The 15,302-nt window shown below is 34.1% G+C and carries 16 protein-coding genes; 14 read left to right on the top strand and 2 right to left on the bottom strand.

Annotated features, from left to right (window positions below; all coding sequences use genetic code 11):
- Positions 1–60: 60 nt before the first annotated feature.
- Complete coding sequence (locus tag EJA19_RS06215; RefSeq protein ID WP_125467484.1) at positions 61–423, top strand: CoA-binding protein; 363 nt, start codon at positions 61–63, stop codon at positions 421–423.
- On the opposite strand, the gene EJA19_RS06210 is transcribed toward EJA19_RS06215, so the two are convergent.
- Positions 394–1,842, bottom strand: a complete 1,449-nt coding sequence (locus EJA19_RS06210; RefSeq protein ID WP_125467483.1) for a sodium:solute symporter — start codon at positions 1,840–1,842, stop codon at positions 394–396. The genes EJA19_RS06215 and EJA19_RS06210 overlap by 30 nt on opposite strands.
- 70 nt (positions 1,843–1,912) lie before the next feature.
- Between EJA19_RS06210 and recR the strand changes: the two genes are divergently transcribed.
- From recR to katG, 13 genes are all read left to right on the top strand, one after another.
- A complete protein-coding gene (recR, locus tag EJA19_RS06205; RefSeq protein WP_125467482.1) occupies positions 1,913–2,530 on the top strand; it encodes a recombination mediator RecR in 618 nt (205 codons plus the stop codon).
- 6 nt (positions 2,531–2,536) lie between these two features.
- The gene (locus EJA19_RS06200) at positions 2,537–3,646 is read left to right on the top strand and encodes a glycosyltransferase family 2 protein (protein WP_125467481.1); all 1,110 of its coding nucleotides are present in this window, start codon (positions 2,537–2,539) and stop codon (positions 3,644–3,646) included.
- Between the two features lie 80 nt (positions 3,647–3,726).
- Positions 3,727–5,037 (top strand): dihydrolipoamide acetyltransferase family protein, encoded by a 1,311-nt coding sequence (locus tag EJA19_RS06195; RefSeq protein ID WP_125467480.1) that lies wholly within the window; start codon positions 3,727–3,729, stop codon positions 5,035–5,037.
- Between the two features lie 131 nt (positions 5,038–5,168).
- Positions 5,169–5,945, top strand: a complete 777-nt coding sequence (locus EJA19_RS06190) for a 3'-5' exonuclease (protein ID WP_125467479.1) — start codon at positions 5,169–5,171, stop codon at positions 5,943–5,945.
- Between the two features lie 5 nt (positions 5,946–5,950).
- Positions 5,951–6,562 (top strand): fumarylacetoacetate hydrolase family protein, encoded by a 612-nt coding sequence (locus EJA19_RS06185; RefSeq protein WP_125467478.1) that lies wholly within the window; start codon positions 5,951–5,953, stop codon positions 6,560–6,562.
- Positions 6,562–6,903 carry an Hpt domain-containing protein gene (locus EJA19_RS06180; protein ID WP_125467477.1) on the top strand — a complete coding sequence of 114 codons (342 nt, stop codon included), beginning with the start codon at positions 6,562–6,564 and terminating at the stop codon, positions 6,901–6,903. The genes EJA19_RS06185 and EJA19_RS06180 overlap by 1 nt, the downstream gene beginning before the upstream one ends.
- On the top strand, positions 6,903–8,150 hold the full coding sequence (locus tag EJA19_RS06175) for a competence/damage-inducible protein A (RefSeq protein WP_125467476.1): 1,248 nt from the start codon (positions 6,903–6,905) through the stop codon (positions 8,148–8,150). The genes EJA19_RS06180 and EJA19_RS06175 overlap by 1 nt, the downstream gene beginning before the upstream one ends.
- Before the next feature lie 80 nt (positions 8,151–8,230).
- Positions 8,231–8,467, top strand: coding sequence for a 50S ribosomal protein L28 (gene rpmB / locus EJA19_RS06170; protein WP_125467475.1), 237 nt, complete (start codon positions 8,231–8,233; stop codon positions 8,465–8,467).
- Between the two features lie 27 nt (positions 8,468–8,494).
- Complete coding sequence (gene rpmG / locus EJA19_RS06165; RefSeq protein ID WP_125467474.1) at positions 8,495–8,677, top strand: 50S ribosomal protein L33; 183 nt, start codon at positions 8,495–8,497, stop codon at positions 8,675–8,677.
- A 10-nt stretch (positions 8,678–8,687) separates the two neighbouring features.
- On the top strand, positions 8,688–8,843 hold the full coding sequence (locus tag EJA19_RS06160; protein ID WP_125467473.1) for a DUF4295 domain-containing protein: 156 nt from the start codon (positions 8,688–8,690) through the stop codon (positions 8,841–8,843).
- A 157-nt stretch (positions 8,844–9,000) separates the two neighbouring features.
- The gene (gene ftsY / locus EJA19_RS06155; protein WP_125467472.1) at positions 9,001–9,954 is read left to right on the top strand and encodes a signal recognition particle-docking protein FtsY; all 954 of its coding nucleotides are present in this window, start codon (positions 9,001–9,003) and stop codon (positions 9,952–9,954) included.
- A 114-nt stretch (positions 9,955–10,068) separates the two neighbouring features.
- Entirely contained in the window at positions 10,069–11,376 is a 1,308-nt protein-coding gene (rimO, locus tag EJA19_RS06150) for a 30S ribosomal protein S12 methylthiotransferase RimO (protein ID WP_125467471.1), read from the top strand.
- Between the two features lie 188 nt (positions 11,377–11,564).
- Positions 11,565–13,802 carry a catalase/peroxidase HPI gene (gene katG / locus EJA19_RS06145; RefSeq protein ID WP_394342047.1) on the top strand — a complete coding sequence of 746 codons (2,238 nt, stop codon included), beginning with the start codon at positions 11,565–11,567 and terminating at the stop codon, positions 13,800–13,802.
- A 69-nt stretch (positions 13,803–13,871) separates the two neighbouring features.
- Here katG and EJA19_RS06140 read toward each other — a convergent pair whose 3' ends face one another.
- Entirely contained in the window at positions 13,872–15,149 is a 1,278-nt protein-coding gene (locus tag EJA19_RS06140; RefSeq protein ID WP_125467470.1) for a carboxypeptidase-like regulatory domain-containing protein, read from the bottom strand.
- Positions 15,150–15,302: the final 153 nt, after the last annotated feature.

The following is a 15,302-nucleotide window of genomic DNA, read 5'->3' as shown; positions in this document are numbered from 1 at the left end:
AGACGCTTAATACAAGTTGCTGTTACCGTATTTAACACTACTTAACAACATTTTAACAGTATGGAGAAAAAAACATTAGTTTTTGGGGCGTCGCTTAAACCCAATAGATATTCTAATTATGCCATTAATAAATTGGTAAATAATAATGTAGAGGTTGTGGCTTATGGATTGAAAAAAGGAGAAGTAGCAGGTGTTGATATACAAACAGCGTTGCTCGATTATAACAATGTGCATACGGTAACATTATATGTCAATCCAACGCACCAAAAGGATTATTACAACTACATTGTATCGTTACAGCCTAAACGAGTTATTTTTAATCCAGGTACCGAAAATCCTGAGTTTTATAAGATATTAGAAAAGAACAATATCTTTTTTGAAGAAGCTTGTACGTTAGTGTTGCTTTCTACGAATCAATATTAAACCAAGAAACATTAAAAGCCCGTTAATAATTAAGATTTCAAACCCTATTTGGTAGCCATTAAATAGCTTTGGCGAATATTCATTAATAAAGTACGATACTATTGGAGCTACTATAGCAATTATCCATACGTATTTATCTTTAATGTCAGATTTGGTTAAAATTCCAAAAGCAAATAAACCAAGTAATGGCCCATAAGTATATCCTGCAGCTTTAAATAATTCCCAGATTACCGATACATCTTTAAAAATAAGATCGAAAAGAAGGATGACAACAATTAAAACAAGACTTGTTAATACATGAACCACTTTTCGAGTTCTTTTCTGCTCCTTTTTAGGTTTTTTGTCTAGTTCAATAATATCAATGCAAAAAGCTGTTGTTAAAGATGTTAAAGCCGAATCGGCACTAGAGTAAGCAGCAGCAATAAGTCCTAATATAAAAAATGATGAGGTGGCAATACCAATTTCAGGAAGCATAGCAATTGTAGGAAATAAATTGTCTTTTTTTGCTGAAATACCATTCTCGGCAGCGTACTGCGTTAATAAAAGTCCAAGTACTAAAAACAAGATATTTACAAAAATTAAAACCACGCTAAAAGAAATCATATTCTTCTGGGCGTCTTTCAAGGTTTTACAGGTTAAGTTTTTCTGCATCATATCTTGGTCCATTCCAGTCATGGTAATGGTAATAAACATACCTGATAAAATACTTTTTATAAAATATTGAGGGTCGTTAACATTGTCTAAAAAGAAAACCTTGCTCATAGAGCTGGAAGCTACATTATCATATATTGCTCCAAAACTATGTAAGTCCATAGCGTTGGCTATAAAAATAATCGTAATAACAACAGAAACCAACATGAACAATGTTTGTAAAGTATCGGTGAAAATAATCGTTTTTATACCGCCTCTAAACGTGTAAAGCCAAATTAATAAAATAGTTGTGATAACCGTTATAAAGAAAGGAATACCAAATTGATCGAAGATAAGTAGTTGCAATACTTTTGCCACTAAAAAAAGCCTAAAAGCGGCACCAACTGTTCTGGAAACTAAAAAAGCGACAGAGCCTGTTTTGTACGAATAATTCCCAAATCTGTCTCTAAAATACGTGTAAATAGAGGTTAAATTAAGCTTGTAATATAATGGTAATAGCACATACGCAATAACCAAATAGCCTAATAAATAACCAAAAACGACTTGTAGGTAACCAAATTGTTTGCCCTCTACAGCACCAGGAACCGAAATAAAAGTGACTCCAGATAAAGAAGCGCCTAGCATACCAAAGGCAACCAAATACCATGGCGCCGATTTATTTGCTTTAAAAAAAGCCTCGTTAGTGTCTTCCTTCCCAGTAAAATAAGAAATGATTATTAGTACAATAAAATAAGCAAGAATTAAAGCAGCTATAAAAAAAGGAGACATAATTTAGTTGTTAATTATAAATTACAAATGTAGGAGTATTTCTTTAATGTAAAATCGTAAATTCGCAGCTATGGAATTTTCTTCAAAATTATTAGAAAAAGCAGTTAACGAAATGTCTCAACTTCCAGGCATAGGAAAGCGTACAGCACTACGTTTGGTATTACATTTGTTAAACCAACCAGAAGAACAATCCATACAATTAGCCAATGCTTTAAGTCAGCTTAGAACAGACATTAATTTTTGCAAAAGTTGCCATAATATTAGTGATACAGAGCTTTGTGAGATTTGCTCAAACCCAAGAAGAACAACCGAAATTATTTGTGTTGTTGAAGACATACGAGATGTTATGGCTATAGAAAACACAAGTTCATTTAAAGGACTGTATCATGTGTTAGGAGGTAAAATCTCACCAATGGATGGTATTGGTCCTACCGATTTAAATATTCAGTCTTTAGTCGAAAAAGTAAAAAATGGCCAAGTAAAAGAACTCATTTTTGCATTAGGATCGACTATGGAAGGCGATACCACAAATTTTTACATTTACAAGCAAATTCAAGATTACGATGTGGAGACGTCAACAATAGCCAGAGGAATCTCCGTAGGAAACGAATTAGAATATACAGACGAAATTACACTAGGACGAAGTATTGTAAATAGAATTCCTTTCGAAACATCTTTAAAATCGTAAAAACTATTGAAACTTTCTGTTGTTATACTAAACTATAATGTGCGCTACTTTTTAGAGCTTTGCTTAACAAGTGTTCGTGAAGCTATAAAAGATATAGATGCCGAAATTATAGTCGTCGATAACCATTCGCCAGACGATAGTTGCCAAATGATAAAAAACAACTTCCCAGAAGTTATTTTAATAGAAAATAAAGAAAATCTCGGCTTTTCTAAAGGCAATAATATAGGTGTTTCAAAAGCAAAAGGTGAGTATGTATGCGTTTTAAATCCAGATACTGTTGTTACAGAAGACACATTTAAAACCCTATTACAGTTTAGTGACACTCAAGAAAAATTAGGGATTGTAGGCTGTAAACTCATAGATGGTACAGGAACATTTTTACCCGAAAGCAAACGTAATATACCTACGCCAAAAGTGGCATTGTACAAAATGTTAGGGTTTTCAAAACAGTATTACGCTAATCAAATAAACCAAAGTAAAATAGGTGAAGTGCCCATTTTAGTAGGCGCTTTTATGCTACTAAAAACATCTATTTATAAAGAAGTTGGCGGGTTTGATGAAGATTATTTTATGTATGGCGAAGATGTAGATTTATCGTATAAAGTTCTAAAATCGGGATATAAAAACTTCTATAATGGTACAACAACTGTTATCCATTATAAAGGCGAAAGCACGTTAAAAGACGTTAACTATGCAAAACGTTTTTATGGGGCTATGCAAATCTTTTATAAAAAACATTTTAAGCGTCATATGCTCTTTGATGTTTTTGTTTGGTTAGGTATTAAGTTAGCTTACCTATTACGGAAAACACCTGAGCAGGTAAAAACGCAGAAAAAAAACGTGGTGTTTATTTCTCAATCTGATAACGTGGAAAAAGTTGAGCAAATTATAAAAAGAAATGTTTTGTTAGGACGGCATCTTAATACAATAGAAAATGATACAGAAGTTATTTTTGATGGTAATACCATGACATTCAAATCAATCATTCAAGAAATGATGGTGTTTTCCGATAAAAAAGCGATATCATTTAAAATTTTACCTAAAAACGCTACCTTTATCCTAGGAAGCGATAGCTCAAAGTTTAGAGGAGAAATTATCGCCTTAACAAATAATTAATTAAATAAAACACAAAAAAATCAACGTTTTTTCGTTAATTTTGCAATCGAAAATTTAAAAACGACCTTTTCATTAAAGATATGGCAAAATTTGAATTGAAATTACCCAAAATGGGAGAAAGTGTTGCCGAGGCAACAATTACATCATGGCTAAAAGAAGTAGGCGATACTATCGAAGCCGATGAAGCAGTATTGGAAATTGCTACCGATAAAGTAGATAGCGAAGTGCCTAGCGAAGTCGATGGAACACTAGTTGAAAAACTATTTAATGTAGATGATGTTGTACAAGTGGGGCAAACTATAGCAATTATAGAAACCGATGGCGATGCGCCAGCAGCTACCAATACACCAAAAGAAGAACCTAAAGAGGAAACAGCTAAAGAACCTGCCGTTGCCGAAGTATCAAAAACAGTAGAAGTTGCTAAGGAAACTGTCGAGCCAATAATATCTTCAGGAGAGCGCTTTTATTCGCCCTTAGTAAAAAATATTGCCAAAAAGGAAAATATAACACAAGCCGAGTTAGATGCCATGCCAGGTTCTGGAAAAGATGGTCGTGTCACTAAAAATGATATTCTAGCTTATCTAGATAATCGTTCAGCGCAACCAGCTAAACCGCAAGCTACTCAAGCACAACCAAAAGCAACAGCGCCAAAAACAGAAAGTGCTCCAGTAATTCCAACAGGAGATGATGAAGTGATAGAAATGACACGTATGGGCAAGCTTATTGCGCATCACATGGTAGAATCTGTGCAAACTTCAGCGCACGTACAAAGTTTTATTGAAGCCGATGTAACTAAAATTTGGAACTGGCGTAAAAAAGTAAAAGACGACTTTAAAAAGCGTGAAGGCGAAAACCTAACGTTTACACCAATATTTATGGAAGCTGTAGCCAAAGCGTTACGTGATTTTCCAATGATGAATATCTCCATGCAAGGCGATACCATTATTAAAAAGAAACACGTTAACTTAGGTATGGCTGCTGCATTACCAGACGGTAATTTAATTGTGCCAGTTATTAAAGATGCCGATCAGCTTAATTTGGTTGGGTTAACTAAAAAAGTAAACGATTTAGCCAACCGCGCTAGACAGAATAAGTTAAAACCAGACGAAATACAAGGCGGAACTTATACAGTTACCAATGTAGGAACCTTTGGTAGTGTTATGGGAACACCAATTATCAACCAACCGCAAGTAGGTATTTTAGCGCTTGGCGCTATTAGAAAAGTACCAGCTGTTGTTGAAACGCCAGAAGGCGACTTTATTGGTATTCGTTACCGTATGTTCCTATCGCATTCTTACGACCATAGAGTGGTAAATGGCGCTCTAGGTGGACAGTTTGTGAAAGCTGTTAAAGATTATTTAGAAGCTTGGGATTCTAATAGAGAAATCTAGAGTTCTCTAAAAAGAAACGAAATAAAAAAAGCACGATTAAAAACCGTGCTTTTTTGTTTATTTAAGCTTTTGTTCAACTAAAAGGATATTCTTCACAATTCTAATTATCTTTGCTTAAAATTGATGCAAAAATGAGCTTAAACCTTAATAAACCTATCTGTTTTTTCGATTTGGAAACCACAGGAATAAACATTTCCAAAGATCGTATTGTCGAGATTTCCATTTTAAAAGTCCATCCAGACGGAAAAGAAGAGCGTTATACACAACTGGTGAATCCAACCATTCCTATTCCACCAGAAACAACAAAAGTGCATGGTATTTCAGATGAAGATGTTGCCGATAAGCCAACCTTTAACGAAATTGCCAAAGAGGTTAATAATATGATTAAGGATTCAGATTTAGGAGGTTTTAACTCTAATAGGTTTGATATTCCGTTATTGGCTGAAGAAATGTTACGTGCCGAAGTAGATTTTGATATGAAAAATCGCGTATCTGTCGATGTGCAAACTATTTTTCATAAAATGGAACAACGTACATTAAGTGCAGCCTATAAATTTTATTGCGATAAAACCTTAGAAGATGCTCACAGTGCAGAAGCCGATACCTTTGCAACATACGAAGTGCTAAAAGCGCAAATACAACGTTATGAGGAGTTAGAGAATGACACCAAGTTTTTAGCCGAGTTTAGTTCACGTAAAAAATTTGCTGATTTTGCAGGATTTATTAATTACAATAAAAAAGGTGAGGAATGTTTTTCCTTCGGAAAACATAAAGGGAAACGTGTGGTTGATGTATTAGAACAAGAACCAGGCTATTTTGGGTGGTTGCTAAATGCCGATTTTCCGTTGTATACCAAAAAAGTATTAACCGCTATTAAGCTAAGAAGTTTTAATAATAAATTAAGCTAGATTTTATGAAGCTTATTTGTATTGGCCGAAATTATACCGAACATATTGCCGAACTGGAAAACGAAAAACCAAGCGAGCCAGTGGTGTTTCAAAAACCTGACACCGCAATTTTATTAAAAAAACAACCGTTTTTTATTCCAGATTTTTCTAACGATGTGCATCATGAAGTTGAGGTTTTGGTAAAAATAAACCGTGTAGGGAAATACATCGATAAAAAATTTGCGCACAAATATTACAGCGAAATAGGCTTGGGAATCGATTTTACGGCTCGCGATCTTCAAAAGCAATTAAAAGAAAAAGGCTTGCCTTGGGAAAAAGCAAAAGCTTTTGATGGCGCTGCGGTTGTAGGTAAATGGATAGCGAAATCTGAGGTTCAGAACTTAGATAGTTTAAACTTTTCATTAGAAAAGAATGGTAACACCGTACAAGAAGGTAATACCAGTCATATGCTCTGGAAAATTGATGAGATTATAGAATATGTATCAAAATATTTCACTTTAAAGATAGGAGATATTATCTTTACAGGAACACCTGCAGGAGTAGGCAAAGTAATTGCTAATGATAAATTGAAAGGCTTCTTAGAGGGAAGAGAAATGTTTTCAATAACAGTAAAATAATGGAAGAAAATTACAAACTATTTAGAGTAAGAGAACTGGCAGATAACGATGAGGATTTTATAAAAGCACTAGTTGGAGCCTTTTTAGAAGAAGTGCCAGAAGATGCCGATCGACTTAAGAAAGCCGTTGCTGAAAAAGATTATCATACAGCATATCAAGCAGCCCATAAAATGAAACCAACAGTTGATTTGTTTGAACTAGGTGTTTTAGCAGATTTAATAGAAGTACAAGATTGGGGTAAATTTGAAAAAACAGATTTAGATATCACCGACAAGTTACATGTCGTTCTAGAGGCTGTAGACAATGCAACTCAAGAATTAAAGTCAGATTATAATTTGTAATGCAAGCAGAAATCATAACCATAGGTGATGAAATTCTCATTGGTCAGGTTGTCGATACAAATTCAGCTTTTATAAGTAAAACCCTTAATAAAATAGGGGTTTCTGTGTATCAAATAACATCGGTTCAAGACGATAAAGATCATATTTTAAAAGCTTTACAAGAGGCCGAAAGTAATGCAAACATTATAATCATTACTGGAGGTTTAGGGCCTACTAAAGACGACATTACCAAAAATACCATTGCCGAATATTTTAATGATAAATTAGTTGTTGACGAAGCCGTTTTAAAAAATATAGAGCAACTATGGGAAAACCACATTAAGAAACCATTATTACAAGTTAATAAAGATCAAGCTTTGATGCCGTCTAAAGCGCAAGCCTTAATGAATATTTATGGAAGTGCGCCAGGAATGTGGTTAGAAAAAAATAATAAAGTATTTGTTTCGTTACCAGGTGTGCCGTTTGAGATGAAAGCCCTAATCGATAACGAAGTTGTTCCAAGACTACGAAGTAAATTCAATTTTCCATTCATCAAGCATAAAACCTTATTAACCTACGGTTTAGGAGAGAGTTCTTTAGCAGACCGAATAGAGGTATGGGAAGATAACTTACCTAGCTACATTAAATTAGCTTATTTACCTAATTTGGGTAAAGTAAGGTTAAGACTTTCAGGAAAACATACCGACAGGACATTACTTGAAACCGAAATGGAGCAGCAAATTCAACAACTGCTTCCTCAAATAGAAGATGTGTTTTTTGGGTATGAAGAAGATGGAAACATCGAGGCTATTGTTGGTAAATTATTAGCTAAAGAAGAAAAAACCATAGCGATAGCAGAAAGTTGTACAGGAGGAAAAATAGCCGAAAGCATAACATCGGTTGCCGGAGCATCAGCATATTTTAAAGGAGGTATTGTAAGTTACGCCACCGAAACTAAAATTAATATTTTAGGTATTAACAAACATGTTATCGATAACTATTCGGTAGTTAGTGCTGAAGTAGTCGAAGCTATGGCAACAAGTACTTTAAAGAAATTTAATGTAGACTATGCTATAGCTACAACAGGAAATGCAGGGCCAACAAAAGGCGATTCAAATGCCGAAATAGGAACGGTGTTTATTGCAATTGCAACAAAAAACAATGTGTATTCTGAAAAATTTAATTTTGGAAACCATAGAATAAAGGTTATAAATAAAGCCGTAAATAAGGCATTTGAAATGCTTCAGAAAGAAATTTTAAAAAAGTAACAATTTTAGTTTGTTGATATTGTAAAGATTTCTTAAATTTGCAGCCTGTTTTGAAATAACACACAATAAAGTTAGAAAAGATGTCAAGAGTTTGTGAACTTACTGGGAAAAAAGCGATGGTTGGAAACAACGTATCTCACGCAATGAATAAAACTAAACGTAAATTTGATGCAAATTTAGTTAAAAAGCGTTTTTACATTCCTGAAGAAGATAAATGGGTAACTTTAAAAGTTTCTACATCTGCATTAAAAACCATTAATAAAATTGGTATCTCTGCAGCACTGAAACAAGCTAAAGCCAAAGGGTTTATAAAATAATTGCAGAACGTATAAAGATTACGAAAAATGGCAAAGAAAGGTAATAGAATACAAGTAATATTAGAATGTACAGAGCACAAAGAGTCTGGACAACCAGGAACGTCTCGTTACATTACAACAAAGAATAAAAAGAATACGCCAGATAGAATGGAGATTAAAAAATACAATCCTATTCTTAAGCGTATGACAATTCATAAAGAAATTAAATAAGTAAAGAGTCATGGCAAAGAAATCAGTAGCATCATTACAGACAGGATCTAAAAGGTTGAGCAAAGCTATTAAAATGGTAAAGTCACCTAAAACTGGAGCTTATATGTTTGTTGAGTCTATCATGGCTCCAGATGAAGTTAACGATTGGTTAAAAAAACAAGGGTAAACCTCGTTAATCAATTACCATAAAAATATTTAAGCAGCTTTCAATAATTTGAAAGCTGCTTTTATTTTATATTTGCTTTAAATTTTATGACAAAATTTCACATTTCCTTTTTGGGCAAGAATTTTGACATAGACTTTTTCATATTAATAAGGATATAATGAGTTTTTTTAAAAAAATATTTTCTTCAGAAAAAAAAGAAACCTTAGATAAAGGGTTAGAGAAATCTAAAACATCTTTTTTTAATAAATTAAGCAAAGCTGTTGCTGGTAAATCTAAGGTAGATGATGATGTACTTGATAATTTAGAAGAAGTTTTAGTAACTAGCGATGTTGGTGTAGAAACCACATTAAAGGTTATCAAGCGTATAGAAGCACGTGTTTCACGAGATAAATACTTAGGAACCGATGAACTTAACGCTATTCTTCGTGAAGAGATTGCTGGTTTACTAAGTGAAACTAATATTGGTGAGGCTACCGAGTTTTCCATTCCTCAAGGCAAAACACCACACGTTATTATGGTAGTTGGTGTAAATGGTGTAGGGAAAACAACCACTATAGGAAAATTAGCCTACCAATTTAAAAAGAAAGGCTTAAAAGTAGTTTTAGGTGCTGCCGATACCTTTAGAGCTGCAGCCATAGATCAATTACAAGTTTGGGCAGATAGAGTAGAAGTGCCAATTGTAAAACAATCTATGGGAAGTGATCCAGCCTCTGTCGCTTTTGATACGCTACAAAGCGCTGTAAACCAAAATGCCGATGTGGTTATTATAGATACAGCAGGTAGGTTACACAATAAAGTTAATTTAATGAACGAGTTAACTAAGGTAAAGCGCGTTATGCAAAAAGTAGTTGGCGATGCACCACACGATGTGTTGTTGGTATTAGATGGCTCAACAGGGCAAAATGCCTTCGAGCAAGCCAAACAATTTACAGCAGCTACAGAAGTGACTTCTTTAGCCGTGACTAAGCTTGATGGCACAGCAAAGGGTGGTGTGGTAATAGGTATATCAGACCAATTTAAAATCCCAGTTAAGTATATTGGTGTAGGAGAAGGTATTGAAGACTTACAAGTGTTTAATAAGTTTGAGTTTGTCGACTCTTTCTTCAAATAACATTTATAAAAAATAGCAAAAAAAGCCTTGTAATAATTACAGGGCTTTTTTTATGAAAGTTGATTATACTGTATCAATAATCATTACGTATCTTTGCCCTCTAATTTCTGTAGAATGAGAACAAAATCACGCAAGAAGAATAAGATTAATGTAGTTACACTTGGCTGTAGTAAAAATGTTTATGATAGCGAAGTGTTAATGGGGCAACTTAAAGCTAATGGTAAGGAAGTTGTTCATGAAGAAGAAGGAAATGTTGTTGTTATAAATACTTGCGGATTTATTAATAATGCCAAAGAAGAAAGTGTGAACACTATTCTAGAGTTCATGCAAAAAAAAGAAGCAGGCGATGTTGATAAGGTCTTTGTAACGGGGTGCTTAAGTGAGCGCTATAAGCCAGATTTAGAAAAAGAAATACCCAATGTAGATCAGTATTTTGGTACTACAGAATTACCACATTTATTAAAAGCTCTTGGTGCCGATTATAAGCATGAACTTATTGGCGAACGTTTAACAACAACGCCAAAAAACTATGCGTATTTAAAAATTGCCGAAGGCTGTGATAGACCGTGTAGTTTTTGTGCCATTCCTTTAATGAGAGGAAAACACAAAAGTACTCCAATTGAAGATCTTGTATCAGAAGCAGAGAAACTAGCGGCAAACGGTGTTAAAGAGTTAATTCTTATCGCACAAGACTTAACCTATTATGGCTTGGATTTATACAAGAAGAGAAATCTTGCAGAGTTGTTAGAAAATCTTGTAAAAGTAGAAGGAATTGAATGGGTTAGACTGCATTATGCATTTCCAACAGGGTTTCCAATGGACGTTTTAGATGTTATGAAACGTGAGCCTAAAGTCTGTAATTATATAGATATTCCATTACAGCATATTTCAAACCACGTCTTAAAAAGTATGCGTAGAGGTACTACAAAAGAGAAAACCACACAATTGCTACAAGATTTTAGAAAAACAGTTCCCGAAATGACCATTCGTACCACATTAATTGTTGGTTACCCAGGAGAAACTGAAGAAGATTTTCAAGAGCTGAAACAATGGGTACAAGAAATGCGTTTTGAACGTTTAGGGTGTTTTACATATTCTCACGAAGAAAACACACATGCTTATACTTTGGAAGATGATGTTCCAGAGGAAGTTAAACAACAACGTGCTAACGAGATTATGGAGGTTCAATCCCAAATTTCGTGGGAGCTAAACCAAGAAAAAATAGGTCAAGAATTAACAATTGTTATCGATAGAAAAGAAGGTAATTACTTTATTGGACGTACCGAATTTGATTCACCAGATGTTGATAATGAAGTGTTAATAGATGCTTCAAAAACCTACCTTAAAACAGGGGAATTTGCTAAGGTAAAAATTACAGATGCTTCAGATTTCGATTTATATGCTGAGGTTTTAAGCCGTTAATTAAAAGCAGTATTTTAACTTAATTTGCTCTATAAGTTTATGTTTTTGTAAACTTAAAAGTTAATCTGTCACGCAATTGTATTTCATCTTATATTTTATTAAATTTAAAAGGCAACAACATATTATAGTTGTATAAGTTTAATTTATAGATAAAGCAAAAAAATAGTTTTGTTTTATTGTAAATTTAAATGTCTAATAACAAATTAAATTTAAAAGATATGGGAGGAAACAATCATCATTCAAATGGCGAAGGAAAATGCCCCTTTTCTGGAGCAGCACCAAAACATGCCGTAGGCGGAACAAAAAATAAAGATTGGTGGCCCAATCAATTAAAGGTAAACATACTCCGTCAAAATTCAGCATTATCCAATCCTATGGATAAAGATTTTAATTATGCCGAAGCTTTTCAAAAACTAGATTACCAAGCATTAAAAAAAGATTTAAACGATTTAATGACCGACTCTCAAGAATGGTGGCCAGCAGATTTTGGTCATTATGGCGGGTTGTTTATTCGTATGGCTTGGCACAGTGCCGGAACCTATCGTATTGGCGACGGTCGTGGAGGCGCAGGAGCAGGACAGCAGCGTTTTGCTCCATTAAATAGTTGGCCAGATAATGCTAATTTAGATAAAGCAAGAAGGCTATTATGGCCTATAAAACAAAAATACGGAGAGCATATTTCTTGGGCAGATCTTATGGTTTTAGCAGGTAATGTAGCTTTAGAATCCATGGGCTTTAAAACCTTTGGATTTGGAGGAGGAAGAGAAGATGTTTGGGAACCTGAAGAAGATGTGTATTGGGGCTCGGAAACAGAGTGGTTAGCTGATAATAGATATTCTGGAGAAAGAGATTTAGAAGACCCCTTGGCGGCGGTTGTTATGGGGCTAATTTATGTAGATCCCGAAGGACCAAACGGTAATGGTGACCCTGTTTCTGCAGCTGTAGATATTCGGGAGACCTTTAAGCGCATGGCTATGAATGACGAAGAAACTGTAGCATTAATCGCTGGAGGACATTCCTTTGGAAAAACACATGGTATGGCAGACCCTAGTAAATATGTAGGTCCCGAACCAGAAGCAGCTCCAATGGAAACACAAGGATTTGGTTGGCTAAGTAGTTACAATTCAGGAAAAGGTAAAGATGCCATAACTGGTGGGCCAGAAGTAACTTGGACACAAACACCAACGCAATGGAGTAATTTATTTTTTAAAAATCTATTTGAATATGAATGGGAAAAAACAAAAAGTCCTGCCGGAGCCATACAATGGGTAGCAAAAGATGCAGAAGCTAGCATTCCTGATGCTTTTGATGGCTCTAAAAAACATAGGCCAACCATGTTGACCACAGACTTGTCACTACGTTTTGACCCTGAATATGAAAAAATCTCTAGGCGTTTTTACGAAAACCAAGATGAATTTGCCGATGCTTTTGCAAAAGCGTGGTATAAGTTAACACATCGTGATATGGGGCCAACATCTAGGTATTTAGGTCCAGAAGTGCCAAAAGAAACATTAATTTGGCAAGACCCTATTCCAGAAGTACAACATGAATTAGTATCTAATGAAGATATTACAAACCTGAAAGAAAAGATTAATAATGTAGGGTTGTCAGTGTCAGATTTGGTTTCTGTGGCTTGGGCTTCGGCGTCTACATTTCGTGGTTCAGATAAACGAGGAGGTGCCAATGGCGCTAGAGTAAGACTTGCACCACAAAAAGATTGGGAAGTAAATAATCCAGAAAGATTATCAAAAGTATTATCGGCTTTAGAAGATATTCAAAATACGTTTAATGCCGAAAATGATGCAAAAAAAGTATCCTTAGCCGATTTAATTGTTTTAGCAGGTAATGTAGGTGTTGAAACTGCAGCAAAAAAAGCAGGATTTAATGTGAATGTATCGTTTACACCAGGTAGAATGGATGCTTCTCTTGAGGAAACAGATGTTGAAGCTTTTGAATATTTAGAACCAGCTGCCGATGGCTTTAGAAATTATCGTAAAACTAAATTCCCTGTCTCTACTGAAGAATTATTAATAGACAAAGCTAGTTTGTTAACATTAACAGCACCAGAAATGACGGTTTTAGTTGGTGGCATGCGAGTTATGGATACAAATTATAATAACTCTAAGAATGGCGTGTTTACAAACACTCCTGGAGCGCTTACGAATGATTTTTTTGTAAATTTATTAGATATGGGGACAGAATGGAAATCAACTTCTGATGATGAAGAAACGTTTGAAGGACGTGACCGAAAGTCAGGAGCGGTAAAATGGACAGGAACACGAGCTGATCTTGTTTTTGGTTCTAACTCAGAGTTAAGAGCATTGGCAGAAGTTTATGCGTCTAATAACTCTAAAGAGAAATTTGTTCACGATTTTGTCTCAGCATGGGAAAAAGTTATGGAATTAGATCGTTTTGATTTAAAGTGAAATTAAAACACCTATAAATAAAAAAGCAAGCTAAATTAGCTTGCTTTTTTATTGTAGTTATTATCTTAATTAAGATTTTGCCAATTGTTTACTAATTTTTTTAATAGCGGATTTAATTGATTTTTCAGGTTCTATAATATTGTATTCTCCCCAAAAATTGGGATCGGAAAACCCAGAGGCTTTTTCACTTAAAATCATACTTGGTCTAAAACGTTCTTTAGGAGTAATAAATTTACTATTGTTTTCTTCCCAGTCTGTTATAGCCATTTCGCTATTTAAAGTGTATTTGCTATTAAATAATTTGTCTTTCCAATTAACTTTAAAGGCTAATTGTATATTACTATACCTGTAGTGCCATTTGCCTTTGTGTGTACGATAATCAACCCTATAAGCAGCTTCTGTTGGAAGTACTTTTACACGATAAGGTTTTTTTCGTATAAATAGTTTACTGGCTTTTTCGGCATTTTCTACATTTAAATTAAATACTGCACTTACTAGAGCGTAATTATCTGTATCTATGTAGAGTTTGCCGTAGTATAAAGGATCTAGTATGTTTGGTTTTTGTTTAAAATTAACGACATATACTTGCTGGTCGTCTATTTGTGTAGATTTTCCAAAAGTAAAATCGTAGTTGTTTAAATCATCAAAAGAAAAAATAAATTCATTGTATTTAATCATATCTACATAAAGTGCACTAAAAGGTCCGCCTTGTAGCTTTAAGGCTAAGGTGTCTAATCTAGAGTAATCAACACTTTTTCTAGCTTTAATAAGCTTTATTTTATCTCTTTTATTGGATTTGTATGGTTGTTTGTAAACCTCGACAACAGCTTCAGCTAGAGAGGCATTTCTACGACGTTTTTTTATGGTTTCTCTATAAAATGCCGTCATAATGTTTTGCTCATTAATGTAATTTTCGCCTTTTCGGTTTAGAGTGGCTTTTACTAAAGAAAGAGCATCTTTTGGTGCATTAATTGTAACTTCGGAAAGTTTTGATGCAGAAGGTATTAAATATACTTTACTGTTTTTAGCGAGTTCTTTTAAGGCGATTATTTTTTTAGAATATCCTAAAAAAGAAATAGATAATGATTTGTCTAAATATACATTAGGAACTTTTAAAATAAATTCTCCTTCGGTGTTGGAGATGGTACTAATGTTAGTGTCTTCCAAAATAATATCAGCAAAAGTGAGTGGATCTTTATTGGAAACATCGTAAACAGTTCCTTTAAACTCGGTATAAGTTTGCTCTTGAAAAGCATGGGCGGTAAAGAAATAGCAGGTTGATAAAAATATAACCGCTATAAAGGTCAAAAAATAAGGGGTTTTGGTGTGTAAGTGTGAATTTTTCATGACACTTGATAGATTATTAGTTGTGTCTACCTAATTTTCTTGTATAGAAGATACGTATTATTTTTCAATTTCTTAATAATCTTGGGATTTGTTTAACAATTTTTCAACTATAAAACGAAGGCGTACTCTTAACGTTTTGTTTGGAACTTAGTG

It is taken from the genome of Mangrovimonas spongiae, assembly GCF_003944795.1.
GTDB classification, from domain to species: Bacteria; Bacteroidota; Bacteroidia; order Flavobacteriales; family Flavobacteriaceae; genus Mangrovimonas; species Mangrovimonas spongiae.
Note: the sequence above shows the minus strand (reverse complement) of the source record. Positions and strands in the feature narration are given on the sequence as shown.

What these genes read in the sequence shown, in the direction of transcription:
- EJA19_RS06175 (WP_125467476.1), top strand. Translation starts at nt 6,903, where the DNA reads ATGCAAGCAGAAATCATAACCATAGGTGATGAAATTCTCATTGGTCAG.
- EJA19_RS06180 (WP_125467477.1), top strand. Translation starts at nt 6,562, where the DNA reads ATGGAAGAAAATTACAAACTATTTAGAGTAAGAGAACTGGCAGATAAC.
- recR (WP_125467482.1), top strand. Translation starts at nt 1,913, where the DNA reads ATGGAATTTTCTTCAAAATTATTAGAAAAAGCAGTTAACGAAATGTCT.
- EJA19_RS06140 (WP_125467470.1), bottom strand. Translation starts at nt 15,149, where the DNA reads ATGAAAAATTCACACTTACACACCAAAACCCCTTATTTTTTGACCTTT.
- EJA19_RS06215 (WP_125467484.1), top strand. Translation starts at nt 61, where the DNA reads ATGGAGAAAAAAACATTAGTTTTTGGGGCGTCGCTTAAACCCAATAGA.
- EJA19_RS06190 (WP_125467479.1), top strand. Translation starts at nt 5,169, where the DNA reads ATGAGCTTAAACCTTAATAAACCTATCTGTTTTTTCGATTTGGAAACC.
- EJA19_RS06160 (WP_125467473.1), top strand. Translation starts at nt 8,688, where the DNA reads ATGGCAAAGAAATCAGTAGCATCATTACAGACAGGATCTAAAAGGTTG.
- rpmG (WP_125467474.1), top strand. Translation starts at nt 8,495, where the DNA reads ATGGCAAAGAAAGGTAATAGAATACAAGTAATATTAGAATGTACAGAG.
- katG (WP_394342047.1), top strand. Translation starts at nt 11,565, where the DNA reads ATGTCTAATAACAAATTAAATTTAAAAGATATGGGAGGAAACAATCAT.
- EJA19_RS06195 (WP_125467480.1), top strand. Translation starts at nt 3,727, where the DNA reads ATGGCAAAATTTGAATTGAAATTACCCAAAATGGGAGAAAGTGTTGCC.
- EJA19_RS06210 (WP_125467483.1), bottom strand. Translation starts at nt 1,842, where the DNA reads ATGTCTCCTTTTTTTATAGCTGCTTTAATTCTTGCTTATTTTATTGTA.
- EJA19_RS06185 (WP_125467478.1), top strand. Translation starts at nt 5,951, where the DNA reads ATGAAGCTTATTTGTATTGGCCGAAATTATACCGAACATATTGCCGAA.
- rimO (WP_125467471.1), top strand. Translation starts at nt 10,069, where the DNA reads ATGAGAACAAAATCACGCAAGAAGAATAAGATTAATGTAGTTACACTT.
- rpmB (WP_125467475.1), top strand. Translation starts at nt 8,231, where the DNA reads ATGTCAAGAGTTTGTGAACTTACTGGGAAAAAAGCGATGGTTGGAAAC.
- ftsY (WP_125467472.1), top strand. Translation starts at nt 9,001, where the DNA reads ATGAGTTTTTTTAAAAAAATATTTTCTTCAGAAAAAAAAGAAACCTTA.